This is a genomic window from Streptomyces sp. NBC_01304 (assembly GCF_035975855.1).
Lineage (GTDB): Bacteria > Actinomycetota > Actinomycetes > Streptomycetales > Streptomycetaceae > Streptomyces.
In genome coordinates, this window is record NZ_CP109055.1 from 9,209,026 (window position 1) to 9,231,369 (window position 22,344).

33 protein-coding genes are annotated in these 22,344 nt (G+C 66.6%); 31 read left to right on the forward strand and 2 right to left on the reverse strand.

Features of this window, described 5'->3' with window-relative positions; genetic code table 11:
• The first annotated feature begins 1 nt into the window (after position 1).
• From OG430_RS41025 to OG430_RS41090, 14 genes are all read left to right on the forward strand, one after another.
• Complete coding sequence (locus OG430_RS41025; protein WP_327357746.1) at positions 2-694, forward strand: hypothetical protein; 693 nt, start codon at positions 2-4, stop codon at positions 692-694.
• 111 nt (positions 695-805) lie between these two features.
• A complete protein-coding gene (locus tag OG430_RS41030; RefSeq protein ID WP_327357747.1) occupies positions 806-1,147 on the forward strand; it encodes a hypothetical protein in 342 nt (113 codons plus the stop codon).
• Positions 1,128-1,595, forward strand: a complete 468-nt coding sequence (locus OG430_RS41035; RefSeq protein ID WP_327357748.1) for a hypothetical protein — start codon at positions 1,128-1,130, stop codon at positions 1,593-1,595. The genes OG430_RS41030 and OG430_RS41035 overlap by 20 nt, the downstream gene beginning before the upstream one ends.
• Positions 1,592-1,819, forward strand: a complete 228-nt coding sequence (locus OG430_RS41040) for a hypothetical protein (protein ID WP_327357749.1) — start codon at positions 1,592-1,594, stop codon at positions 1,817-1,819. The genes OG430_RS41035 and OG430_RS41040 overlap by 4 nt, the downstream gene beginning before the upstream one ends.
• Positions 1,819-2,286 (forward strand): hypothetical protein, encoded by a 468-nt coding sequence (locus OG430_RS41045; protein ID WP_327357750.1) that lies wholly within the window; start codon positions 1,819-1,821, stop codon positions 2,284-2,286. The genes OG430_RS41040 and OG430_RS41045 overlap by 1 nt, the downstream gene beginning before the upstream one ends.
• Entirely contained in the window at positions 2,283-2,534 is a 252-nt protein-coding gene (locus OG430_RS41050) for a hypothetical protein (RefSeq protein ID WP_327357751.1), read from the forward strand. The genes OG430_RS41045 and OG430_RS41050 overlap by 4 nt, the downstream gene beginning before the upstream one ends.
• 7 nt (positions 2,535-2,541) lie before the next feature.
• Positions 2,542-3,426, forward strand: coding sequence for a hypothetical protein (locus OG430_RS41055; protein WP_327357752.1), 885 nt, complete (start codon positions 2,542-2,544; stop codon positions 3,424-3,426).
• 11 nt (positions 3,427-3,437) lie between these two features.
• Positions 3,438-4,001 carry a hypothetical protein gene (locus OG430_RS41060; RefSeq protein ID WP_327357753.1) on the forward strand — a complete coding sequence of 188 codons (564 nt, stop codon included), beginning with the start codon at positions 3,438-3,440 and terminating at the stop codon, positions 3,999-4,001.
• Positions 4,002-4,218: 217 nt separating this feature from the next.
• Positions 4,219-4,755 (forward strand): hypothetical protein, encoded by a 537-nt coding sequence (locus OG430_RS41065; RefSeq protein ID WP_327357754.1) that lies wholly within the window; start codon positions 4,219-4,221, stop codon positions 4,753-4,755.
• Entirely contained in the window at positions 4,752-5,204 is a 453-nt protein-coding gene (locus OG430_RS41070) for a hypothetical protein (RefSeq protein ID WP_327357755.1), read from the forward strand. The genes OG430_RS41065 and OG430_RS41070 overlap by 4 nt, the downstream gene beginning before the upstream one ends.
• Entirely contained in the window at positions 5,201-5,509 is a 309-nt protein-coding gene (locus OG430_RS41075) for a hypothetical protein (protein ID WP_327357756.1), read from the forward strand. Before OG430_RS41070 ends, OG430_RS41075 begins: the two co-directional genes overlap by 4 nt.
• A 9-nt stretch (positions 5,510-5,518) precedes the next feature.
• Positions 5,519-5,839, forward strand: a complete 321-nt coding sequence (locus OG430_RS41080) for a hypothetical protein (protein WP_327357757.1) — start codon at positions 5,519-5,521, stop codon at positions 5,837-5,839.
• A gap of 233 nt (positions 5,840-6,072) precedes the next feature.
• Positions 6,073-6,867, forward strand: coding sequence for a hypothetical protein (locus tag OG430_RS41085; protein ID WP_327357758.1), 795 nt, complete (start codon positions 6,073-6,075; stop codon positions 6,865-6,867).
• A gap of 111 nt (positions 6,868-6,978) precedes the next feature.
• Entirely contained in the window at positions 6,979-7,416 is a 438-nt protein-coding gene (locus tag OG430_RS41090) for a hypothetical protein (protein ID WP_327357759.1), read from the forward strand.
• A gap of 1,242 nt (positions 7,417-8,658) precedes the next feature.
• Here the strand turns inward: OG430_RS41090 and istB are convergent.
• Positions 8,659-9,450: an IS21-like element helper ATPase IstB gene (gene istB, locus OG430_RS41095; RefSeq protein WP_327357760.1), complete on the reverse strand. Its 792-nt coding sequence runs from the start codon at positions 9,448-9,450 to the stop codon at positions 8,659-8,661.
• Positions 9,450-10,988, reverse strand: a complete 1,539-nt coding sequence (gene istA / locus OG430_RS41100; RefSeq protein ID WP_327357761.1) for an IS21 family transposase — start codon at positions 10,986-10,988, stop codon at positions 9,450-9,452. Before istA ends, istB begins: the two co-directional genes overlap by 1 nt.
• A 287-nt stretch (positions 10,989-11,275) precedes the next feature.
• Between istA and OG430_RS41105 the strand changes: the two genes are divergently transcribed.
• The 17 genes from OG430_RS41105 to OG430_RS41185 all read left to right on the forward strand — a co-directional run bounded on the left by OG430_RS41105 (position 11,276) and on the right by OG430_RS41185 (position 22,313).
• Positions 11,276-11,764 carry a hypothetical protein gene (locus OG430_RS41105; protein ID WP_327357762.1) on the forward strand — a complete coding sequence of 163 codons (489 nt, stop codon included), beginning with the start codon at positions 11,276-11,278 and terminating at the stop codon, positions 11,762-11,764.
• Positions 11,765-12,010: 246 nt separating this feature from the next.
• Positions 12,011-12,460: a hypothetical protein gene (locus OG430_RS41110; RefSeq protein ID WP_327357763.1), complete on the forward strand. Its 450-nt coding sequence runs from the start codon at positions 12,011-12,013 to the stop codon at positions 12,458-12,460.
• Between the two features lie 608 nt (positions 12,461-13,068).
• Entirely contained in the window at positions 13,069-13,515 is a 447-nt protein-coding gene (locus OG430_RS41115; RefSeq protein WP_327357764.1) for a hypothetical protein, read from the forward strand.
• Positions 13,516-13,520: 5 nt separating this feature from the next.
• The gene (locus tag OG430_RS41120) at positions 13,521-13,925 is read left to right on the forward strand and encodes a hypothetical protein (RefSeq protein WP_327357765.1); all 405 of its coding nucleotides are present in this window, start codon (positions 13,521-13,523) and stop codon (positions 13,923-13,925) included.
• Positions 13,926-14,060: 135 nt separating this feature from the next.
• The gene (locus OG430_RS41125; protein WP_327357766.1) at positions 14,061-14,318 is read left to right on the forward strand and encodes a hypothetical protein; all 258 of its coding nucleotides are present in this window, start codon (positions 14,061-14,063) and stop codon (positions 14,316-14,318) included.
• A gap of 55 nt (positions 14,319-14,373) precedes the next feature.
• Complete coding sequence (locus OG430_RS41130) at positions 14,374-14,898, forward strand: hypothetical protein (RefSeq protein ID WP_327357767.1); 525 nt, start codon at positions 14,374-14,376, stop codon at positions 14,896-14,898.
• Positions 14,899-15,147: 249 nt separating this feature from the next.
• Positions 15,148-15,777, forward strand: coding sequence for a hypothetical protein (locus tag OG430_RS41135; protein ID WP_327357768.1), 630 nt, complete (start codon positions 15,148-15,150; stop codon positions 15,775-15,777).
• Positions 15,774-16,301: a hypothetical protein gene (locus OG430_RS41140; protein WP_327357769.1), complete on the forward strand. Its 528-nt coding sequence runs from the start codon at positions 15,774-15,776 to the stop codon at positions 16,299-16,301. The genes OG430_RS41135 and OG430_RS41140 overlap by 4 nt, the downstream gene beginning before the upstream one ends.
• A gap of 89 nt (positions 16,302-16,390) precedes the next feature.
• Positions 16,391-17,170 carry a hypothetical protein gene (locus OG430_RS41145; RefSeq protein ID WP_327357770.1) on the forward strand — a complete coding sequence of 260 codons (780 nt, stop codon included), beginning with the start codon at positions 16,391-16,393 and terminating at the stop codon, positions 17,168-17,170.
• Positions 17,171-17,261: 91 nt separating this feature from the next.
• Positions 17,262-17,846 (forward strand): hypothetical protein, encoded by a 585-nt coding sequence (locus OG430_RS41150; protein ID WP_327357771.1) that lies wholly within the window; start codon positions 17,262-17,264, stop codon positions 17,844-17,846.
• 232 nt (positions 17,847-18,078) lie between these two features.
• Complete coding sequence (locus OG430_RS41155; RefSeq protein WP_327357772.1) at positions 18,079-18,204, forward strand: hypothetical protein; 126 nt, start codon at positions 18,079-18,081, stop codon at positions 18,202-18,204.
• Positions 18,205-18,309: 105 nt separating this feature from the next.
• Entirely contained in the window at positions 18,310-18,492 is a 183-nt protein-coding gene (locus tag OG430_RS41160; protein WP_327357773.1) for a hypothetical protein, read from the forward strand.
• 378 nt (positions 18,493-18,870) lie between these two features.
• Complete coding sequence (locus OG430_RS41165; protein WP_327357774.1) at positions 18,871-19,425, forward strand: hypothetical protein; 555 nt, start codon at positions 18,871-18,873, stop codon at positions 19,423-19,425.
• Positions 19,422-19,691 (forward strand): hypothetical protein, encoded by a 270-nt coding sequence (locus OG430_RS41170; RefSeq protein WP_327357775.1) that lies wholly within the window; start codon positions 19,422-19,424, stop codon positions 19,689-19,691. Before OG430_RS41165 ends, OG430_RS41170 begins: the two co-directional genes overlap by 4 nt.
• Before the next feature lie 39 nt (positions 19,692-19,730).
• Positions 19,731-19,994 (forward strand): hypothetical protein, encoded by a 264-nt coding sequence (locus OG430_RS41175; protein WP_327357776.1) that lies wholly within the window; start codon positions 19,731-19,733, stop codon positions 19,992-19,994.
• A gap of 412 nt (positions 19,995-20,406) precedes the next feature.
• Entirely contained in the window at positions 20,407-21,120 is a 714-nt protein-coding gene (locus tag OG430_RS41180; RefSeq protein WP_327357777.1) for an XRE family transcriptional regulator, read from the forward strand.
• Positions 21,117-22,313 (forward strand): M20 family metallopeptidase, encoded by a 1,197-nt coding sequence (locus OG430_RS41185; protein WP_327357778.1) that lies wholly within the window; start codon positions 21,117-21,119, stop codon positions 22,311-22,313. The genes OG430_RS41180 and OG430_RS41185 overlap by 4 nt, the downstream gene beginning before the upstream one ends.
• Positions 22,314-22,344 lie beyond the last annotated feature (31 nt).

The following is a 22,344-nucleotide window of genomic DNA, read 5'->3' on the forward strand; positions in this document are numbered from 1 at the left end:
CATGATCGGTGGAGTGGTCGGCTACACCTACCAGGCCGAGAACCTGTGTCCGAGCTGCACGAAGAAGGCGCTGCGCGCGAACGGCATCAAGGTGCAGAACGGCAAGCCGCACGAGGATGCGATCCGCCGCGCAGCACAGAACCTCAAGATTGACTTCGATGACGAGCGCTCCTACGACTCCGACGACTTTCCGAAGGCGGTTACGGAGCAGCAGTGCGAGACCAAGCTGACCGAGCTTCCGGACGGGGAGACCGGCAGCATCTCCGACGAGCGGTGCACCGGGGACAACTGCGGCAAGCGGCTGGTGCTCGGGGAGAAGTCTCCGACGCATACAGCGCTGACCCGGTACGTGCGGGACTCGTACGAGCTGCCGCATACCCTGGCCCGCACCGTCGCGCAGACGCTGCGCGAATGGGGCCTCTCGCACCCGGAGTTCATCGACGAGGACAACGTCCGCCAGGCCGCGGCACTGCACCCCCACGGCTACGACACCGTACGCCTCACCCCGAACGGGCGGTCGACGGTGCTCATGCCCACTCCGGCCTATGACGGCGACTGGTGCTTCTACTGCCAACAGCCGTGGGAGAAACACCTGTTCACCTGCTCCACCTGCGGCATCGATGTGCCGGCGGACGTGCCCCACACCCACCAGGTCCCCGTCACAGGCCAGCAGAAGTTCCGCCCCATGGCCTGATGGCCGGCCCGGCCGACGAGCAGCGAAAGCCGTCCCCCTATTCGGTATTCGACGGATTCGATTCCCGCCCCGGTGCTCAGCGTTATCCGCAACGTCGAGAGGAGAGCTCGCGTGGCTCACATCAAGGCCGAACACATCGAGAGAACGACAGGCACGTACTTGCTTCCGTGCGGCTGCAAGATCTACGTCTACTTTCCCGGTGGAACAATTCACTTCAACAGCGGCTGGGTTACCACGAAGTGCTCGGACCTCCTGTCTCGCTGGAATGCCTACATGACGGAGGCCCACCGAGGAGAGAGCTGGGCATCACTCACTCTCTACCTCGACTGCCTACGACACGTGGGGGCATGGCCGGGGCGCATCTCCAAGATCGAAAGACTCCAGTCCTATTACCCGAACCCGACCGGCAAGACTGACGACACGAAGGAGTCGCGTGAAATCAGCGCAGCCTAGGATCCGCGTCCGGATACAGCACCCCGACGAGCCCGACGCATACCCGCTGCATGAATTCCTCGACGAGGATGCAGCAGCAATTCGCGCAGGCGTCAAGTTCCCGTACATTGCCGAGATTATTGACGCCGATGACAAGGTCCTTACTGACATCTCGAACCTGGTAGCAGACCCCGGGCACGAGGGAATCTACATGCAGCCAGCAGATATCGGCGACCCATGGCTGGCGTACTACTCCGCCGACCACTGGACCTCCGAATGCGGAATCCAGGTGGGAGCGCTGGCCAGACAACGGGGCCTGATTTACGCAGTGTTGGGCTTCCATCAAGTCGATCACGAATACGGCGACGAGGGCTACAACACCGGCTACCTCATCTGCCGACCCGCAACCGGCGGCAGACCGCTCCTGGTGTGGGTCGGCAACCTCGTCCCAGTTCTGGAGCTGCCATGAAGAACACCCTTGGCCCCGAAGGCTGGACGGTCGTGCACCGTACGCGTCAACGGCACTACGACGGCCGCTTTTACGGCCAGTTCCTCGGCGTCCGCGAGGGCGACATTGCATCGGAGGAGGCCGGCGACCACCTGGCGGAGCACGCCACATCGCTCGGCAAACACCTCCAGCGGATTGGTGCCCTGTCCATTGCGGTTTTCGCGGACGGGGAGGTTGAGGACTGATGCGCGCGACGTTGCAGACGCTGATGCTCAACCTCCAGCACGCGGCATACCAGTCCACGCCGGGTGCTCCGATCAAGGACTACGGCCCGCAGGGCAAGGGCCCGATGGGCGAGTATCTCCGGCCGACGACCGAGGGCGAGGCCGAGAAGCGCCGCCTCGACTTCGAGCAGCTGTCCGCCGAACTGCCTGAGCGTGATCCCGGCACCTACGCGGCGTGGCTGGCCGATTTCGAGTTCTGGCGGGCGGGCGACTTGAGCGTGCGTATGCCGCGCGTGGACGCCTACGAGAAGCGCGACGAGGACGGTCTGAGGATCTTCCGTGGCCATCGGCTGGTCAACACCCGCGAAACCGCTCCCTGGTTCGACGACGAGGAGCAGAAGGCGTTCGTATGGAAGTGCCGGCGCTGCGGCTTTACCGGGCACGACGGTGACCTCATCGGCGCCCCTCGGTGTGAGTCGGGCGCATGACCTGCAGCGTCTACGTCGGCCCCGAGTGGCCGGACGGCGGGCCCGAGCCCGAACCTCAGAGTCATTTCTACTGCACCAACGGCGAATGCCCCAGCGCATTCGGCGACGGTCAAGGACCCGTTCCCAATACCCGGAAGTACAAGGTGCCTGGCGGGTTCATCTGTGAGCTGTGCGCAGAGGTGCACGACATCGAGGCATCCGCCGAGGCAGCCGCAACTCCCGCCGTGCCCACGGTCTTTCCCTCATAGGAGCGTCATGCGCTGTTCCACCGTCCCCTCCTCCATCTCTCCGGCCGACGACCCATGTACAGGTGAGGCCACCCACATGCTCCTGGGCTCGATGCGCGACGGTGAGACCGGCACGCGAGAGCCGTTCATGGACCCCGTCTGCAGGCCGTGCGGCGAGTCCTTTGCTCGGCGCCCCACGCTCAAGGCCCGACTCGTGCCGCTGCACGTGCACATGACGGAGAGCGCGTTCATCGAGATCATCGAAGGACACCGGCTGGTCAAGGACCCCGACCACGAAGCCCGGTGCTTCGACTGCGGCACGACCGGCAGCCCGACGTGGTTCCGATTTCAGACCAACGGCTGCTCCGGCCGCCCGGAGTTCATCACCATGCTGCACCAGCCGCGCGAAACCTTCCAGGACCCCCTCGACGTGTGGGCCGCGAAATCCGCACGCCTCTGGTGGGACTACGCCGTCGACTACCTCCACATGCACATCGAGGACTGGCGGGTGGTCACCGACGACGCGCAGCACAGCGCCTACTTCATGTTCCGCGACCGCGAGTACGGCCTACGGCACAACCTGCTCGGCCGCCGGTTCGGAGCGGTGAAGTTGCCCAACCGTGGCCGCCCCGAGCCGGAGATCCTCAACCCTGAACTCGACCCCTACGACCAGGCCGTCTTCTACTTCCACGGCCGGATGACGGACTCCGGGGCCGAACCATTCGCCACCTGGACACCCGGCCACACGAACATCACCGCCCGAGAGCTGATCATCCTCTACACCCCCGAGGGCGCGATCAGCGAAGTCCTCCGCGTCCCGGGCCTGTGGCCGTGGGCCGAGACCACCGGCGCCATCTGCGACGCGTTCGGCCCGATCAGCCGCGTCAAGCTCCAGACCCTCATCAACGAGTAGGAGAACAAGGGATGCAACCACACTTCGAATTCGAGCAGGTCGACCCCGACAACGAATACCGCCTGCGCGTGACCCTGCAGAGCACCGGCGAGGCCCTCGGCGTCACCTACAAGACCAAGGGGGCCGGCTGGGTCGCCGAACACGCCGGCCTCACCGGTAGGCAGGGCGCGGTGCACGGCTTCGGCAACGAGCGCCTGGCCGCCGAGTTCCTGTACTGGTTCAAGGCCCCCGAGCAGTCCGACCGCACCAATCCCATCGACAGGCCCCGCCCGCTCAACCCCGAACTGCTCCCGAAGCACGGGGCGCTGGTCTCCCTCGTTCCGATCAACGATGGAGACTTCCTCGTCGACCTCAACACCCGAGGGCTTGGGGCGGGCATCGGCTACCTCGAGCAGCGCGACGACGGCCGGTACGAGGTGAGGGTGCGGCACTCCGCGGTCGGCAGCGCAGATACGCCGGAGACCGGGCTGTGGGCATGCCTCAAGGCCCACACAGGGACCGAGCCCTACAGCAAGATCATCGAGGGCTTCGAGCCGCACGAACATCCCACTCGTACCGCCCCCGGGGACAACTGAAATCTGAAGGTGGTCCCGTGCGCACAGTGAACGTGGGTGCGGTTCCGGTCCGATCCCGGAACGGGGCACCCAGCTATGCGAATTCAATAGAGGAGGGGAATTGGGGTACAACGAGGCGCAACGCGCGAACATGTGTATCGCGTATGCGCGAGAGCAGCTTGCAGCGGCCCGAAAGTGCCGCCTGGCAGCCAACCCGACTGGCGGATGGCAGCCCGCCATGAGACACGCCGAGTACTTCCGTGCGCGCGCCGTAGAACTGCGGCGCACCGCGAAATCCAAGGGACAGGCACCGCGAGCAGGGAAATACACCCACTGCACAAAGTGCGGCAACGGTCTGGCCGTCCCCTCCCACGTCTACGCAGGCGGCTACCCCTGGTGCGACGACTGCGTGGCCCAACACGGGGTGGACGGACTGCGCTGGCCCGGGTTCCCGCTGATCCGTATACGCCTCGACGAGAACGGCGAGCCCGTCCACCAGGCGTGGCAAGCGTGGGACAAGACCTGGGCGCCGATTCCAGGGTTTGCTTCGGCCGGCCGGATCTTCATGGCCAAGCCGTACTCGGAGGGTGGCTACCCCCACGTCGTCACCGAGAGGCAGTTCCGGAACTCCTACGTCGAGGACACGTACGACGGCTACCTCCGCCGCACCTTCGACGTTGAGGGGCCGAACGGAGAGACCGTTCACATCATCACGTGCACCGGCGTGAGCACGGGCAAGATCTTGCGTATCTGCTGGAAGGAAGAGGAGAAGTGAGCAGGGCTCGAACGGTCGAAGTGGTCTGGTACTACCGGGCCCCGCGCGGCGGCATGAGGCAGGACGAGACCGCGGAGCGCAAGACGGACGTGGTCCTCCTGGAGGAGCACGCCGATCAACACAACTCGTCACCGTGGGTGTTCGGCGAGATCCGCGCCAAACTCGCCACGAAGCACTACGAGAACAGGTTTGTGGCCAACAGCATCTTCGCCGACAGCATCACGAGCGTCTGCAACTGTGAGTCGACCGAGGCGTGCGAGTACACCGAGTTCGACGGCCGCCGGTTCAGCCTCAGCGACGGCTCGCGTATCGGCAGCATGACGATCCGCGAGAACGTGCCGAACCCGCACGAGGGCTACCTGAACTCCAGGCTCGGAGCAGAGAACGTCAAGAAGCAGTGGGCCGAGCTGACGCTGGCCGCGATCATCGAGCAGGAGGGGCACCGGTGAGCGACGTGCAGGAGCACCTGGCGAAGATGCTGCGGATCGTCGGCATCGAGAAGATCACCACTCGGAACATCGAGAAGGTGTGGGTCCGCATCCGGATGTGGGAGGGCGCCGTCCGGTGTTCTCGCTGGGACCCTGACGCCGGCGAGCAGCGCTTCACCGCGGTCGAGGAGGTCAGTGAGAACGTCGGCATGGCCGCAGCCGACGGCACGACGAAGCTGACGGACGTGCAGTTCGATAGACAGCTCGCACACAACGTTCGGGTCGAGGCCGAGAAGTCGTACGAGTCCGTAGCCTGCTTCCCCTGAGAGGCCACGATGAACGAGCGAGTGAAGACCGTCGTCGTCAGCTCGGCGGAGTTGCTCACCGCGCCGTGGAGCAGCCTCCACCACATGCCGCTTCCCGCACCGAGCGACTTGGCCCAGGATCTGGTGCGGTCCCACCGCCTGATCGGACGACTACAGCAGGCGCACGAGACAGAAGGCAGTGCGGAAGAGTGGCAGTCCGCGATGAGGATCATCACGGACACAGCCGCGGCACGGGCCAGGACCAGATCCAGCCATACCGAGAAGATCCGGCAGCTCGCTGCCGACAAGAAGTACCTGATCGACAACGGGCTCTGCCAACAGGAGCGGTAGACCCAAGGACACCACAGCAGCTCAGCGGCTCACCGATTCGGGTGGGCCGCTTTTGCTATGCCCGAGAGGAGTCTCAATGACCATTTGCACCCAGGAGACAGGAGAGGCAGCCTCGTGACGGACTCAACCCAGCCACCGCGCCACCCGAACCCGCCCGATCACTGCGACGCATCCTGCGCCGCGAGGTACCCGGCCTCCTCGGCGTCCTAGCCGAGGAGGAGGACTTCCTCGCCATGCGGCGCTACCCCAGCTTCGCCTTCGACGACTACCCGACCTACCTGGCAGCCGTCGAAGACCTCCTCAAGACCCGTACTGCCCAAGGCATGCACACCACTCTCACGCTCTTCGACCCGCAGGAGTACGACGCGTACTGCTCTCAGGCCCATCTCAACCCCGACAGCCCTGCCAGCCGCAGCCGCTTCACCGCCGAGACCGCCCCAATCGGTCCGACCCTCCTCTACGATGGCGAACCCCTGACCGGCGTCCTGTCAGACCTGATCAACGGCGCAGCACGCCAGGCCACCTGGGAGTACTCCTCCACCCTCCTGGCCCGACTCGGCGACTGCGCCTCCTGCGGCACCGACCTCGGCCGCGATGCGTTCGCCCGCGCTACGACACTCCTCACCCGCATTCTCGACACCGCCACCCCCGGCCAACATCACCTGGTGTGCCACATCCGCGCAGCACAGGAATCACTGATCACCGACCTCCAGGCAGACACCGAGACTCACGGGGTCGTCCAGCTCGACGAAAACGAAGCCCTCGAATTCACCACCGTCCTCGCTCTCGGCCTTGCCGCCCGGCCCGGAGCCCTCATCGTCCGCACCGCTACCCCGAACACCCCCGACCGCGTCTACGGCTGGCGCCTGCACGCAGGAATCCCCGAACCCCTTACTCCCGCCGAAGTGTTCGATGGCTACTGCACCGACATCGAGAACGGCGACCCCATACCCCCCGAACCCGACGTCGACTACAACGCACCACCCGAGCTCGGACCACACCACCCCACACCCCAACACCACCACTGACCCACCAGCCGCGCCCCTCCCAGCCCTGAGACCCCTGGGGTGCACCCCGCGCGGTGCACTCCGCTCCACTTCGGCCGGAGAGCAACCGACCACGCTAGAAAGGAACATGCCATGCCCCGCCTCACCTACCCCCGCACCCCGAACGCCATCGCCACCAAGGCCCGCATGACCCTCGGCGCCTACACCGCCGCCCCTGTCTGCGAAGCCGCGTCCGACTTGCACCGCAGCCTCAACGACATGTGGACGTACGCCTTCTTCGCCACCGAGAACGGTGGCGGCCCGGAGTGGGGTGTCCTCCGCGCGGAACTCATGGCCGTCATAGGGGAATTGGCCACCGCCGGGCATGCGCCAGGCAGAGGGCCGCGTCACATCACCGAGTCCACGGCCGTGGTCATCGCGGGGTTCGAGCGCGCTGTGGGGCTCCCGTTCGCCCCCTTCTCCTGTGTCGAGTACGACGGCTTCCGTTTCGCCTCGGTGTCTAGAGCCGGGTGGGTCAGCTCGTTGGCGCAACGTGCTCGAATTGACGGAGGTCCTGCTGGGCGGCTGTGATCGCCTCAGCTTCTGCCAGGAGTTGGTCGCGCACGTCGGGCATCGTGGCAGCCCGTGTATTGGTTGGCTCGTTCACGAGGTGCCTTCGGTAGCCGTCCAAGGTCTTGCTGAGCACTTCGCTGTGCTTCTCCATGAACTCGTTGGCCGTCATGGACCGACTCTAGGAGGTGCCGCAGAATCTGGTTCATCAGCATTACATCGCGTCACCAGTGGACCGCAGACGCAGGTCATTCCCTTCTTTCTCGTAGGCTCAGGTTCGCGGGCGGCCGCACTCGTGTACATAGCGAACCTCACCCGCGGCCGTCCGCACCAGCGGCAAGGACCTGCAGGGGCGCAGAAACCCGACGTCACCATCAACGACGCAGGGCCGAATGGTGCATGGCCACCGTGGTGTAACGGAGCCGCGGTCGAGTTCAATGTGTCCCTCCAGCGGTATTGCGGGGGCGCCGAGGACCGCCTCGCGGGCAAGCCGCCACCGCGGAGGATAGGTCAGCTGCGTGGCAGCGGCGCCTGACCTGCCGACGAGCCCTGCCGTGTCCGGCCAGTCCTGTTGCGCACGAGACATCGCCGACATCACCGATGTGCGCGTAGCCGTGAGTTCCGGCTGAGGTCGTTGCCCGGATCAGCGAGCTGTATCGCACACAGCTTCCGGTCAGTGACTGAACTGGATCGACGCAGTCGATCCGGAAGCAGATCTGCAGACGCATCAGCGTCCCCTCGCCCACGGGCGCGATCGCTTCGTGGGTTCGAATCCCCCACCTGCCGACCCGCCGTATCGCTCGTGCTCCAGGCCCACGGGCATGCGAAAGCGGAGGAGGCATCAGCTGATCGCGCCCGTGGGCGTCCCCAATCCACATCAAGAGAAGAGCGAGACCACCGGGTGACGCTGTGAGGACTCCCGCACCTTATTGCCCCAGGGCCGTTCCTCGTAGGCGCTCTCATCGTCTTCGCAATGGACCTGATACCGCCAGAACAGGCCAGTTAGAAGCCGGACTGCGAGGCATCCGGGCATCACCTCGGAGGTCCAGGTCGGGGGAGTGGCCGGTAGATCAGCGAAGAACGTGAGTCTGATCGGCGAAGCCGATTCGGGACTCGGAATGACAAGGCATTCGATCAGCACATCTGATTCGTGTCAATGGCCTCTCGATCGTCCCCGCTGGCGGCCTCAGGGCATCCCCGCTGGTGGAAGCGTGATCGCCCCACTCGCGGCCAGATAAATTCCCCGCCATCGGTTGGTGTGGATTAGCTGAAGGGCTTCACCCCCTTTCCGGTCGTGGCTTCGGTGAACCGAAACGAATCACCCTGAGTGACCGTGACGTGAGCATGGTGAAGTAGCCGGTCGACGGTCGCGGTGGCCAGGGTCTTGGGCATGATCTCGTCGAATCCGGACGGATGGAGGTTGCTCGAAACCGCGATCGAGCGTCGTTCATATGCGGCATCGACCAGGCGGTAGAAGCCCTCGGCGGCGTCCTCGGAGACGGGCAGCAGGCCGATGTCGTCGACGATGATCAGGTCTGAGCGGACGATTTTCGCGAGGGCCCGGGCGATGGAGTCGTCCGCGCGGTGCCGGCGGACCAGCATTCCCAGGTCCTCGATGGTGAACCAGGCGACGGTCAGGCCGGCTTCGACCGCGGTCTGCCCGAGGGCCTCGGTGAAGTGCGACTTTCCCGTCCCCGACGGTCCACAGATACAAAAATTCTCCCGTCGGCCGACCCATTCCAGACTCTTGAGGGCATCCTGAGTGGCCCGCGGTATGGACGACTTGGTCTCGTGCCAGTCGCCGAAGGTCTTGCCGGTGGGGAACCCGGCCCGCTTGCGGCGAGTGTGCAGGTTGGCGCGGTCGCGGCCGGCTGCTTCCTCGGCCAGCAGGACGCGGACGACCTCGGCGGGATCCCAGCGTTGGGCCTTCGCGGTGGGGATGATGTCGGTCAACGAGCGGCGGATGTGTGGCAGTTTGAGCCGCTTGGTGAGCTCGATGGCCTCGGCGAGCGGGTCGCCGTTCGTGCCTAGAACGGTGCGGATCGGGGTGGCCATCAGAGCTGGTCGCTTTCGTCGTACTCGGAAAGATCAGGAGTGCTCGGGTCGGTGGCGCCGAGGGCGGACCAGGCCGAGGTGCCGGGCTGCAGCGAGTGGGTCTCGCTGCGGCGGACCGGCTCGGTCAGCCCGTGGACGGCCTGGTAGTCGAGGATCGACAAAAGGTCCTTGTCCGCGAAGCGGGAAGTGACCGCGGCGGTGCCGAGTGCCCGGTCAACTTCCGCTATCGAGTAGAGCTTCGAGAGCGCGACGGCCTCGGCCATCTTCGCCTTGATCCGGCGAACCCCGGCCGCCCCGGCCTCGACCAGCCAGCTCGCAGCACCTGGCCCGAGCTGGAGGAACGCAGCCTCCTCGGCGGAGGTCGCCCTCGGAGTGCGGTCCCTTTCCTTGTCCTCGCGCGGCGGGTAGTGGGCATCCTCCAGGACCGGCGAGCCGGGCTCGCCGCGCGGGTGGCGGGCGACCTCGTGGGCCGAGCCGGTCTCGTCGACGGCGGTGACGATCAGCTCGTCGCCGTGGAAACGGGCCCAGACCCGGGTGTCGATCAGCTCGTGCGGGACCGAGTAGCGGACCGCGTCGACCGAGATCGTCGACTCCCAGGTCACCCGGCGGGTGGTGCCGAACGCGGCGGTGAACGGCCGCCTCGGCAGCGGATGCAGACGCTGTTGTTCCTCCGCGAGCCGCTCGACCGGTTTGCGTCGAGTCGCTTTGTGGGTGCGGGAGTTGACCTCTTCGCAGAACTGCCGGCAGGCGGCTTCCAGCTCTCCGAACGTCTTGTATTGCTCGCGCAGATTGACGTCCCGGGGCACCAGATCGGCCTTCGCGATCTTCACCGTGGACTCGGAGCCACCCTTGGTTTCCGGGTCCGCCGGCAGGCACGTACGAATCGTCGTGCCGTAGTGCCTCGCGACCTCGACGATCTCCGGGTTGCGGACCGCGATCCCGGCGACGTGGTCGATCGTGACCGTCTTCTCGTTGTCCGTGAGGACGTAGGCCGGGACCCCGCCGATCCTGCGGAAGGTGGCGTCCAGACATGCTGTGATCGTCGGCAGTGTCTTGTCCCAGATCGGGATGACGACGCGGAAACGGGACCAGGCCACCCATGCGCAGAACAGTGTGGTCTTGCGGCCCTTGATCACCGGCCCGTCGCCGAAGTCGTACTGAATCCAGAGCCCCGGCTCGGTCACCCACGGCCGATAGACCCTGCGAAGACCGGCCCTGAACTGGGCTTTTGCCTCGGCGACCGTGCGGCGGGTGGTGCGTTCCCCGCCGGTGAAGCCCATCGCGGCGATCCTCTTGTGGACCACGTCCGCGCGGATCCGGCCCTGCGAGCGGACCACCAGTTCCTCGATCTTCGGCAGAAAGTCGTCGATCGCCCTCGCCCGGTGACGGCGCTGGTCAGGATGCTGACCGGCCGCCCGCATCTTCACATAACGGGCCACCGTGTGGTGGTCGCACCCGGCCAGCTCGGCCGCGGCACGGTAACTCCCCGTGAGGTCGTACGCCTCAAGGATTTCCATGATCTCCCTGCTGTTCTTCACCCGCTCCAGCGTCGCCGAGCGGGACTACTCGGGGCGAGCGGGGAGAAACCGTGGCCGTACGCGGGGATTCCCGAGGCCACAAAATGCGCCGTATTTGGCCGCCACCGGGGAGCTTACGGAGGCCGCCGTCAGATTCGGAAGAAGCACTGGAAGAGGACATCATCTGATCAGCGAAGCTGATCCGGATGGTGGCATGACAGACAACTGAACATCTCAACAACCCACCCAACTGCGCGCGGACGACGACGTCGATCCGGGCGCTGCGCTGTATTCAAGGAGAACCCGCCATGTCGAACCCGAACAGCACCGCATCCGTCATCGGCCGCCTGGCGAACGACCCGAAGGTCTTCGGGAACAAGGACGGCTCGAAGAAGGTCATGCTCACCGCCTTCGTCGACCGCGGCTACACCGACCGTCAGGGCAACCGCATCTCCGACGCGCTGCCCTTCGAGGCCTTCGTCCGTGCCGAGACTCAGGGCATCGGGCCGTTCGCCCACGTGCACAAGGGTGACCTGGTGGGCCTCAGCTACGAGCCCCGCCTGAACCGCTACACCAAGACCGGTGGCGAGGTCTTCGAGGTCAAGCTTGAGATCCAGAACATCTCCTTCCTGGAGTCCCGCGCCACCACCCAGGCCCGCCTGGCCGAGCGCGTCACCAAGGCCGAGGCCCAGAACCAGAACCTGCAGGCCCAGGCTGCTCCCGTTGCAGCCGCCGCCCCGGCCGTCGCGCACGCCAGTGCTGTGCAGGACGAGCAGCTGCCCTTTCCGACCGCTTGACGATCTGTAGAACTTCACCCCTCCCGGCAGGCCTGGCCGAGTTCACAAAACGGGCCCCCATCACCCTCACCACACGAAGGGCCGCGCGTGCCCAAGTCCCGAGTCCGTATCAACCTCATCGGCAGGCGAGGCAAGTAGCGCACCCCACGAGCCGGGTCGACGCCAACAATGCCGCAGCCGCTTCACCGCAGCCGGGCGGTCCCCCAGGGGTCCGTCCGGCGACGTTCGCGCACAAGGAGTAACGACATGTCAGCACAACTTGCCGCGACCTGGGTCCGGATCAGCGACCAGTGGGTGCGGGCGGACCGCATCGTGGGCGTCCGACTGGAGCCGGCTGCTGGGACCGTGCTGAGCGGCCGGTGGTGGACCGAGGCCCCGAGCCAGCGGCTCCTCGTGTACACGACGCTGCCCGCGGAGGAGGACAGCGGCAAGGGTGTGTGGCAGGAGGCTGCCGTATGCGTGCCGGAGTGCGGCGAGGTGGTCGCCGGGACGCTAATGGACTCCATGAACACCACCAAGTTGCCGGCGGAGGGTGCACGGTACGTGTACCCGGCCCGCACGACGGAGGGGCGGGTCTCGCACTGGCAGGCCAGCACGACCATGCCGCAGGGGCACGCCCTCACCGGCGGACCCAAGGCCGTGCCCGCCATCAGTGGCATGCCCCTTGCTCCCTCCGGGGCGCTGCGCGGCGCCTGAACAACCCTGCGAGGCCAGGCACCAGCAGTTGCGTCACCTTCGAGGAATTCCGGTCAGCCGTAAGGCAGTTGCTCCAACAGGCCCACCACGGACTTCTGTACGGAGCGGTTCGAATCCGCAGTGCGCCTTCTGATCCTCGGCGTGCGCCAGTGGGCACACCGTGCAGACCGGCCACGGAACAGGTTCAATTCCTGAGTGCTGCAGCTGATCCCTGCGGCGCTTCCCTGGAGATCTCCGCGGCTCCGGCTTCCTCAGCACCCCGGTGCACGCTCTGCCTTTGGGCAGCAGCTGTGCCGGGGTGCTGCTTTTTCTTCCTCATGGCTCGCCTTACTCGTCCCGTGAAGGCAGCGGGGGTCAAAGGGATCAGCGGAGCTGATCCGGATCTGACGTTGAAGAACATCCTCGTCACGTCAGGAGCCGAGCCATGAACTGCCCGAACTGCGCCATCGACATGGAGTCGAACGACTACGGCATCTGCGGCAGCAAGAAGGCCGCGAACGTCACGCACACGTGTTCCGAGTGCGGCTACAGCGAGACGCGCTGACCAGGGGCTTCTTCGCCCTGTTTTCCTCCTCACCTCCGCTGCCATCTCCAAGGAGACCACGCCGATGAACACGCTTCTGGCCATGCCCGGCCTACCCATCCTCCTCACCGTCTTCGCCGCGGCCCTCGCGACGATCGGGCTCGCGCTCCTCCTGCCGGACCTGATCGGATGGGGAACGAAGGCCAAGGAACACGGCGACAGGCCCGGCCAACGCGTCTGGCCCGCCGTCGGCAGCTACGCGCCCCTCGCCGAGGCCAGTGATTACCTTGAGTGCAAGTTCGGCGCGGTCCCCGGAAGCATCGGCATCATCGTCGGGCATTCGCGGAACCGCATTGACGACACCGGGGTGTTCGTCCACTGGCTGACGACGGGCAACCTCGTACACCCGGACCTCGCCGACCTTGAGGCCGCACGCATCCACGGCGTGCGCTGTGAGCTCGACGAGCTCGCCTTCTTCGAACCCATGCCGGCGGTCCGGGCCCAGCGCAAGCCACTGACGCAGGAGTACTGATCACCATGAGCTTTCTCAGCCGTATCGGCTTCATCGAGACCGCAGAGCAGGAGCAGGCCCGGCTGGCCCAGGCCCCCAAGAGCTCGATCAACCATTACCTGTCCACCCTGCCCGTGACCATCGAAGGCTGGCCCAAGGACCTGGTCGTCGAGCTGCCCTGGCAGCAGCCGCGCACCGATCAGCCGTACCGCGTCGTCGTGGTGCCGATCGAATTCCGCGAGGACCTCCTGCCCGACGGCGTCGAGGAGAAGTCGCTGCCGCGCAAGCGTCACTCCGGCTCCTGGACCTGCGCCGTGGTGTTCTCCGACCACCCGAGCTACCCGGTCGGCGGCTACCGCATCGTCGTCACGGCCGCCGAGCTGGCCCGCGGCCAGAGGATCGACCTCGCCGAGGTGCCGGCCCAGGTCTGACCCACGAGCGCAACGCATCCGCACCGTCACCCCCGCAGGGATCACGCCGTGCGGGGGCTCCTCGCCTTCGTGGCGCTGCGTTCTGTGCCTGACCCCACGCCCCTGAACGCCACCCCACAGAAAGCGAGTTCGGGTATGTCCACTGTCAGTGAAGAGCAGAAGATCGACGCCGTCCGCCGGCTGGGCGTGATGTCCGAGCGGCACCCGGAGCTGAAGCGTCGCTTGGCGGACTCCCAGCTCGAACTCGCTGCCGTCATTCTCACCATGGACGCCGTCGACGAGCGCATCCAGGCGGGGGAGGCGATCCACTCCCTCCAGGAGCAGGCCGCCGTCGAACAAGCCAGGGATGCACATGCTCAGGCCCTGGCGGACCTCCTGCGAGGCGAGCACTGAGCCGCACTGGCTCGTCCCCACAACCATCACCGAACCGCACATAGGAGGCCCCGTCATGCCCGATGCGCCCGAATACACGCCCCGCAGCATCTACATGCTGGAACCACACGCTGAATATGTGACTGCCGGGAACGGATACATTGCGATCGAGGCCATCGCCGAGCGCGTCTACGGCAAGCCGTACAGCTCGCTGCGCGGATGCCAGCGGGACGACGAACACATCGGCAATGACAGCGTGAAGCTCTACGAGCTCGCCTCCGACGGGGACTACCTGCAGGCACTCAGCGACCTCGACGACGCCAAGATCTACCTGGGCTGGGACTCCCGCACCGGCGAGAGCGCGTTCAAGACCGGCATGACGGAGCTGGTCTACTGGCTGAGCATCCGCGTCGCCGACGAAATCAGCACAGCCACCGTCGAAGCGAACCCACCGGCGACGCAAGACCTTGAAAACGTAGTGTTCGAGAACCGGGTCTTCGCCGATCGCGCCTTCTCGCCGTCGCTACGGCTAGTCCTGGCCGATCTGATCCGCCGCGGCGAACTGCCGCGCGGCGACTACCTGTTCCGGCACTGGTGGTGACCGAAGCGGAACGAAGGCCGGAACCATCGCTCAGTCTCAGACATCCGTCTTCGACGTTGCTGAGTACTTCCCGCAGAAGCACGCTGCGGCCGAGCCCGACCGGCCGGCGATGACCGCGATGAAGCTCCAAAAGCTCGACTACTACTGCCAAGCCTGGCACCTCGCCTGGGAGGGCAGAGCCTTCTTCCCGGAAGCGATCCAGGCCTGGGCCTCCGAGCCCGTCTGACCTGAAGATGTAAGAGGTACATCATGACTTCCTGGCCCCACGACCTGAGCAAGACATCCCCTGCCGCCGCCGAGCGCACCGGCGCGATCCTCAAAGCCGCGCTGACCGCGCACGGTGTCACCTTCCGCGTGGTCAAGCCCTGGCATTGCCTGCCCAGCGCCTCCCTAGTGACCACCGCCCCAGGCCAGCCGAACGTGTGGATCGACGCGCACTCCCACACCGACCGCCCCGCCGTGTCCGGCTACGACGTGCCACTGGCCGGACTGTTCGGCATCAGCGCTGTGATCACCGACGATTTCAACACCCGTCACGTGCACTGCGACTTCACCGAGACGCCCGCCAACATCGCCGCCACGGCCGCCGCCGACGCCATGGCATCGGCCGTCGCCGCCCACCTGGCGGCCTATCCGTCCCTGGCCGGCGCGCAGTGGGTCACCATCGCATCGCACCCGGCCAGCCGCACCGAATACCGGGAAGTCGTCACGGCACACGGCACGTGGGCGCACGCATCCTCTCCCACTGGCTACACCACCGGCCCCAGCTTGGACACCGCCAAAGTCTGGGACGCCTACCAGCGGCACGTGACAGGAGGTCCCCCCGCCGGCCGACCGACTGGCGTGCGACCCAACTCCTGGGAGGACCACGGAAGATGAGCACCATCGCCGAGACCAGCACCTGTCTGCACTGCGCCCACGAAATCGAGTACATCGAGGCCGACGGACAGGGTGCCTGGTACGACTCGTCCAACAGGACCGCGTGCATGGACGGTGAACAGCCGCACGCCCCGGAGCCGCTGTGCGGCTCGTGCCAGGACTACGGCCTCATCGAGATCCGCCATGCGTCCACGGACGGCCTGATCGGGCACCGCCCGTGCGGCGACCCCACGTGCAGCGACCGGCGAGAAAAGGAAGCAAAGCGGGCGGCCGAGAAGCACACCGGCGAAATGGTGATCGGGTCCGAGGAGTTCGGCCCGCAGGTGTGCGCGCAATGCGGCTGGGGCGGCTACACACCCGTCCCCGGCCTGCACACCCAAGGCCGGCCGGTCTACGTGTGCACCGCCACCGGCTGCGGCCACAGGGCCGACGTCTCCACGTTCGAGATGGGCGAGGGTGAGCGCCTGGCCGTACACGACGACCGCCTCTACCTCGTCCGCCCCTACAACGGCGCCCCGTTCTGAGCACCAGCTCCCGCCGCAGACGGCTGCCGTCTGATCGGGCCGGGGAGCACTCAGACCCACCAGCCAGCAACCTCCGGGAGGAACCCCGCATGTCCCACAACTTCGACACCCCTTCGCCCGCCGGCGGCGAGCGTTCCCAGGTGCTGGCAACCATGACCGAGCGGCTGGAGCGGATGCGTGCGGGCCGACTCGCCGCCCTGCCGACCGTCGCGGAAATCCGGATGGCGTACCCGCTCGCCGGCGGGGGCGCCACGCTGCGGCTCATGACCGCAGAGGGCAGCACGGCGGAACGCCACATGATCCCGCTCACGGAGAGAGGCGCGGCCGGGCGGGAGAACGACCCCGCAGGGATCTACCTGGACACCATCACCGTCGGCGCGAACACAGAGGGACTCAAGACCGCCGCCGAGTGGCACCTGACGCGGCTCGGCTTCAACTACGTGCCCAGCCTGGCCTGGACGCCGCACACCGACAGCGCGAGCAGTGAGGCACAGTGGAAGGAATGGGCGCCGATGCTGCCCAAAGGGCACCGGTGGCCGCACACGGTGCGCGTCGCCATCGAGGCGACGGCCGAACACCGCGCCTACATCGACCGCGCGTACGGTCCCGCGCCGGAACTGCCGGACCTTCCGGCCGGCGTGAGCGCGCACCCGTCCAGCCCGCGCTCCTGGCGGATCTGCTATGCCAACCGCCGGTTCTGGCAGCTCTCCTACCGACCCCGGATGGGCGGTGACGTGTGGACTCTGTACGCCGACCAGGCCCGTACCAAGTTCCTCGCCAGCGCCGCGAGCCCCGGAGAACTCCTCGCCACCGTCCCCGCCCGTGACGCCGAAGCGTCCGAGCAGGCCGCCGCCCGCAAGGGCTACTGACGGCACAGCCGCGCAGCGCGGCCCCGGAGCGACAGGCTGCGAGTCCAACACGCGTACCACACATCCACATTGAGAGAAGAGAGGATTCACCGTGCAGACCACTGCTCTCGACCGCGCCGGAAAGACGTTCGTTGACATCACCGTGACCACCACTACTCGGTACCCGATGACCAGGCACCGATGGGCAGTGCTCGGCGACCTGGCCCGCGCGCCCTACCGCGGATTCTGCACCAGAACGCTGAACACCTGCCGCGACCTCGTCAGGTCCGGGCTCGCCGCGTACACCGAAGACGGGAACGGCTACAGGATCACCGATGTGGGCCGGAGCGCGTGGACCGTCCACGCCGTGACGGCACAGACCCGCGACGCAATCAACCAGGGCGCCGAGGCTGCCGCCGCCGCAGAGGCCTCGCACCACTGCACTCTGCCGCCGAACCGGTTCCTCCCCTGCGGCTGCTGTCCGCACCAGGTCTGCAAGGACTGTGAGCGCTGCGCCCACACGTGCGAGTGCCGTACCGGCGGAACCCCCGCCCAGCCCGCAGGGGCGGCTGCCGGTGAGCTGTGCCCCAACGGCCAGCCCCGCCTGGAGTGTTCCGAGAGCGACCCGTGCGAGCCCTGCTGGCAGGACCAGCAGCCGGAGGGCGACGTGATCGAGGCCAGCATGGGCTTGCGCTGAACCCCGCCCCCACGGCGGGGCTTGAACAAAGGTCTGCTCCAGCAGGCCAGCGCGGGTAGCGGGGCCGCCTTCGAAACGTCTCTTCCCTTTCCTGGGAACGCCGAGCCTGATCACCACACGGCGCCCTCTGCAGCGATGGACAAGCATGCGGCTGATGAAGACGAGTTTGGGCGCCCGCGGTCATCCTGATCTCGCTGGCTCCCTTTCACCCCGGTAGGACAGGATGAACTCCATGACCGAGCGCCACGCCACCGTCGCCGACCTCCCCGGCTGGGACATCGTCGACACCGTACTCAGCCTGAGCGAGCGCCCGGGGGCACACGGTTGGCTATGGCTGGACGACCCCACTCGACCTTGAGAGAAGCCCCAGCCGCTCGGCCGTGACCTCGAGGGCAGGCTTTTCGTGGACAGTTTTAGCACCTTCGCTGAGCGGATCTCCAAGAGTGCTGTGGAGATGGGTTACATGGCTCTCCTGATCGGGGTCGAGGACGGCGTAGCCCTCTGGCTGCCGGGCAAGGCGTATCACCACATCAAACCCATCGACCCTAACGCTGTCGGCGAGCAGCCTGATGTGCCGCGCTGGATGCCGATCCGAGAATTCCTGAAGGAGGCACCTGCCCAGAGCATGCAGAACCTAGCCCCTTGACCCTGCGTCATGCGATGGTCCTGGCCCCCGCCTACTGGGACTGAGTCAGATTGCTGCACGGAGACTTACGTGCACGCCTCGTTCAAGCCCCCCCACGGCCTGCGCCGACCCGCGGTGGCGGAGCTGTTGGCCTGCTCTCGCAGGACGAGCTCGGTGCGCCACGCCGGGGTGCACCGAGCCGCAAGGACGGCGCCGTAACGCCCCCGCCCCTGGTGCAGGTCGATCCGAACGGCCAGCCGCCCGCCGGTTCCTTGAACTCCGCAGGACCCCCGCCTGCTGAGCATCATGCTCGCTGGGCAGGGGTCTCTCTTTGTCTGATCAGCGGAGCTGATCCGGTCTGGTCTTCGAAAGATCACGTCCAGCGCCAGGAGTACAGCCATGAGCCAGCCCCTCGAACCCACTGATCCCCGACGGACGGAGCACAAGCGCTGCGACTGCGTTCCGGACCTGGGGCCCGCGCACTGCCACCTGTGCTCCGAGATGACGGGGCGAGACGAGGTCTACCCGGGACCGCACTGTCCGACGCACGCCGTCGAGGCCGCCAAGGTCGCCTTCGAGGTGGCGGCGGGCTACGAGCACGCTGCGCCGGTGGTCCTGCACGCCAGCGAGTTCGCTGATGTTCATGGCGCAGTGAGCGCCGCGTTGCACGCACGTTCAGAGCAGATGCCGGGGATGCCGCGGCACACGGTGCCCATCGCGGCGAGCTACAGCATCCGTGGCGCACACGCGGAGCTCGACGACGTGAGGTTCCCGTCTGCTGCCAGCGTCACCACCGCCGTGATCACCATCCGCACGGCCTACCCGATCGACCGGCTGACGCTGATTCCCGTGATCAGCCAGATCTCCCATGAAGTCGAGAGCGCAGCCGAGGGGCAGAACGACGCCTACGTCGCAGAGAAGATCTACATCATCGAGGAAGGACCCAGCGCATGAACGCCACCACCAGGACCGCGGGTTCGACGTGGCGCGACCGCGCCGCCAAGACGATCGGCCGGGTCCTGCTCACCCTCATGGTCGTGACGAACGTGATCGTCATCGCACCGGCGGCAGTTTTCTGTGTCATGACCGGTCGGTACACGCCGATCATCATCAGCATGGCCTTCAGCGGCGTGTACTGGTGGATCCTCCTGCATGCCCTTCGGGCTCTTGCCGAGAAGCACCGCGCGAAGAAGGCGCTCATGGGCGCGACCCAGAACTGAAACCGCAGTCCAGATCCGATCCGAAAGAAGCACAGCGCCATGAGCACCAGCACCATCAACACGAATGATCTTGCAAACCTTCAGGTCGGCGACAAGGTCGTCGTCAAGAACAGCCTCGACGAGAACACCGGGAAGACCGTCTGCACGGCCGTAGTCCTCGACCGACGCGACGTCCCCGCCATACCCGGCTGGGGAGGTCGGGAGGAAAGGACCTTGGTCCGACTGGGCAGCGGGTTCTGGTACGACCTGGCCACCGGGTTTCAGGACGACTCGGGCGCCACACGCATCGAACGCTGTGCCTGACACCCACCCTGAACGCCGAAGATCCCCGCGGAGCGCATGGCTCCGCGGGGATCTTCTTTTTTTCGCCGGCGGCCGACGGTGCTTCTACTTCTCCAACTTCTGGCGGTGCTCGTACTCGGCAGCGGTCCCGTTTCGTGAGCGCCCGGGTCCCGCCGGCCACTGTGCGGGTGTTGGACACTGGAAGGTGTCCCGGCGGGGGACTGCTTTAGCCGATGCTGCCGGGACAGGACATCCTCCCGCCTATAGAGCCGTGCTTGCTGAGGGATCCTTCGGGGGTACAGGAAGGTTGGGCGGACCGAGGCCGCCGCATACTGACCTTGGGGGAATTGTGATGCGGGATGCAGCTCCGGGCTCAGGGCTCAGGCGAGCCCGTCTTGCCCGCAATTGGACGCTCAAGCAGGCTGCCGACGCGGTGAACGAGATCGCTGGCGGCTCGGCGGATGCGAGCCTCTATAGCGCTTGGGAGTCGGGCCGAAAGCGCACCGGGTTGCCGAACCGCCGTGCCTGCTCTCAGGTGTTCAGGGAGCCGACCGAGGTGTTGTTCGCGCATCAGGACGGCCGGGACAGTGCCAGCGTGCTGGAGGCGGCGGGCACGGCGGTGGTGGTACGGGTCCTGACCCGGTACACCGACCTGCTTGAGGCGATGCTCACCGTGGTCTCGGAGGCCCGCGAGTATCTGGTGGTCACCGGGTCCCGGAGCCGGGAGAAGACATATCTGGCTGCAATCGAGACAGCCGTGGCGCAGCAGCCGGACCTGCTGCATTTTCGTGTGCTGTACGGGCCGCCTCGGCATCAGGCGCTGTCCGAACATCTGGTGCGGCTGCTGGAGTTAAGGGACCCGAGCGAGCGGCGCAACGGCGTGAAGACCTTACACATCGGCATCGTGGAGCCGGAGGCTGCGATGGAGCGCCACTTCGTCGCCTCGGAGTCCGCAGCCGTCGTGCCGCTGCCAAGTCTGAATGGCTCCGAGGGCTTCGACTGCGGGGTGCTGTTGGGGCGGGAGGCCGCGGTGGGGTTGGTGCAGCATGGCCGGGAGGCGTCTGCCTCTGCACGGCCGGTTGAGACACTGCAGGCCGTACGCGCACTGCCAGTTCGGCACAGTGGACCGGGGCGAGGAGAAGCGTGACAGAAGACCTGGTGGCCCACGCCACCCAGCAAACAGCATCCGTGGTTGAGCTGGCCCAGGAGCTGATCAGGCGGCCCAGCCGTGGCGGCATCGACGAGTACGGGCCGGTGCTCACCGTGCTGGAGGACTGGCTTGCTGGACGTGGTGTGCCACACCGGCGCCTGTACGACGATGACGACCAACTCGTCGGTCTCCTGGTGGAGATCGCCGGAGGGCGGCCGGGGCCCTGGTGGACCTTGGACGCCTGCTTGGATACGGCCTCGTTCGGCGACGACACTGCATGGACGTTCTCGCCCACGTCCGGTGACGTACAGGAGGGTTGGTTGCTCGGCCGAGGGTCAGCCGACTCGAAGCTTGCTGCCTCGATGTTCTGCCACATCGCTGCCGACCTGCAGGCGCAGGCCGCAGACCTGCGCGGAGGGCTGGCGGTCCTCCTGGACGTCGACGAACACACCGGTCACTTCGGGGGCGCTCGCGCCTACCTCGGCGACCCGCAAGCGCACCATCCGGCCGGAGTGATGATCGGCTACCCCGGAATGGACGAAGTCGTGGTCGGCGGCCGCGGCTTGTGGCGGGCGACCATCGCGGTGCATGCCCCCTCCGGCCACTCCGGCTCCAGCCGCAAGGTGACGAGCGCCATCACGCGGGCCGCGCGGCTGGTCCAGCTCCTCGACGCCGCCGACCTGCCAGGCTCCCCGGAGCAGGGCGGCTTCCCGCTGCCGCCGAAGGTATCGGTGACGGCCTTCCACGGAGGACAGGGATTCTCGGTCTCCCCGGACCGTGTCGACCTCAACCTCGACATCCGTACGACACCATCCTTCGACGCGCAGGACGCCGAGACCCTGCTCCGCAAGGCCATCGCCGAGCTCGACGCGGAACTGCCCGGGCCCCAGGACATCGACGTCGACATCGTCGAGTCCTGGCCGCCGTTCCAACTGCAGCCCGACGAGCAGCCTGCGGCCGCCCTGATCCAGGCCGCCGCATCCCTTGGGGTATCCGTGCGGTCCAAGGTGGCCGGGCCGTCGAACATCGGCAACCTCCTTGCCGGTGAAGGTGAGATCCCGACGACCGCCGGCTTCGGGGTGCCTTACGAGGGCCTGCACGGCATCGACGAGCGTGCGCACCTGGCCGAACTCCCCACGGTCCATGCGATCTACCATCAGACCGTTCTCAGGCTGCTCGATGCCCCCTGAGCTGGGCGGGTCCCAGCTGGATACCACCTGA

What these genes read in the sequence shown, in the direction of transcription:
- OG430_RS41025 (WP_327357746.1), top strand. Translation starts at nt 2, where the DNA reads ATGATCGGTGGAGTGGTCGGCTACACCTACCAGGCCGAGAACCTGTGT.
- OG430_RS41040 (WP_327357749.1), top strand. Translation starts at nt 1,592, where the DNA reads ATGAAGAACACCCTTGGCCCCGAAGGCTGGACGGTCGTGCACCGTACG.
- OG430_RS41045 (WP_327357750.1), top strand. Translation starts at nt 1,819, where the DNA reads ATGCGCGCGACGTTGCAGACGCTGATGCTCAACCTCCAGCACGCGGCA.
- OG430_RS41050 (WP_327357751.1), top strand. Translation starts at nt 2,283, where the DNA reads ATGACCTGCAGCGTCTACGTCGGCCCCGAGTGGCCGGACGGCGGGCCC.
- OG430_RS41055 (WP_327357752.1), top strand. Translation starts at nt 2,542, where the DNA reads ATGCGCTGTTCCACCGTCCCCTCCTCCATCTCTCCGGCCGACGACCCA.
- OG430_RS41060 (WP_327357753.1), top strand. Translation starts at nt 3,438, where the DNA reads ATGCAACCACACTTCGAATTCGAGCAGGTCGACCCCGACAACGAATAC.
- OG430_RS41065 (WP_327357754.1), top strand. Translation starts at nt 4,219, where the DNA reads ATGAGACACGCCGAGTACTTCCGTGCGCGCGCCGTAGAACTGCGGCGC.
- OG430_RS41080 (WP_327357757.1), top strand. Translation starts at nt 5,519, where the DNA reads ATGAACGAGCGAGTGAAGACCGTCGTCGTCAGCTCGGCGGAGTTGCTC.
- OG430_RS41085 (WP_327357758.1), top strand. Translation starts at nt 6,073, where the DNA reads ATGCGGCGCTACCCCAGCTTCGCCTTCGACGACTACCCGACCTACCTG.
- OG430_RS41090 (WP_327357759.1), top strand. Translation starts at nt 6,979, where the DNA reads ATGCCCCGCCTCACCTACCCCCGCACCCCGAACGCCATCGCCACCAAG.
- istB (WP_327357760.1), bottom strand. Translation starts at nt 9,450, where the DNA reads ATGGCCACCCCGATCCGCACCGTTCTAGGCACGAACGGCGACCCGCTC.
- OG430_RS41105 (WP_327357762.1), top strand. Translation starts at nt 11,276, where the DNA reads ATGTCGAACCCGAACAGCACCGCATCCGTCATCGGCCGCCTGGCGAAC.
- OG430_RS41110 (WP_327357763.1), top strand. Translation starts at nt 12,011, where the DNA reads ATGTCAGCACAACTTGCCGCGACCTGGGTCCGGATCAGCGACCAGTGG.
- OG430_RS41115 (WP_327357764.1), top strand. Translation starts at nt 13,069, where the DNA reads ATGAACACGCTTCTGGCCATGCCCGGCCTACCCATCCTCCTCACCGTC.
- OG430_RS41120 (WP_327357765.1), top strand. Translation starts at nt 13,521, where the DNA reads ATGAGCTTTCTCAGCCGTATCGGCTTCATCGAGACCGCAGAGCAGGAG.
- OG430_RS41125 (WP_327357766.1), top strand. Translation starts at nt 14,061, where the DNA reads ATGTCCACTGTCAGTGAAGAGCAGAAGATCGACGCCGTCCGCCGGCTG.
- OG430_RS41130 (WP_327357767.1), top strand. Translation starts at nt 14,374, where the DNA reads ATGCCCGATGCGCCCGAATACACGCCCCGCAGCATCTACATGCTGGAA.
- OG430_RS41135 (WP_327357768.1), top strand. Translation starts at nt 15,148, where the DNA reads ATGACTTCCTGGCCCCACGACCTGAGCAAGACATCCCCTGCCGCCGCC.
- OG430_RS41140 (WP_327357769.1), top strand. Translation starts at nt 15,774, where the DNA reads ATGAGCACCATCGCCGAGACCAGCACCTGTCTGCACTGCGCCCACGAA.
- OG430_RS41145 (WP_327357770.1), top strand. Translation starts at nt 16,391, where the DNA reads ATGTCCCACAACTTCGACACCCCTTCGCCCGCCGGCGGCGAGCGTTCC.
- OG430_RS41155 (WP_327357772.1), top strand. Translation starts at nt 18,079, where the DNA reads ATGACCGAGCGCCACGCCACCGTCGCCGACCTCCCCGGCTGGGACATC.
- OG430_RS41160 (WP_327357773.1), top strand. Translation starts at nt 18,310, where the DNA reads ATGGCTCTCCTGATCGGGGTCGAGGACGGCGTAGCCCTCTGGCTGCCG.
- OG430_RS41165 (WP_327357774.1), top strand. Translation starts at nt 18,871, where the DNA reads ATGAGCCAGCCCCTCGAACCCACTGATCCCCGACGGACGGAGCACAAG.
- OG430_RS41170 (WP_327357775.1), top strand. Translation starts at nt 19,422, where the DNA reads ATGAACGCCACCACCAGGACCGCGGGTTCGACGTGGCGCGACCGCGCC.
- OG430_RS41175 (WP_327357776.1), top strand. Translation starts at nt 19,731, where the DNA reads ATGAGCACCAGCACCATCAACACGAATGATCTTGCAAACCTTCAGGTC.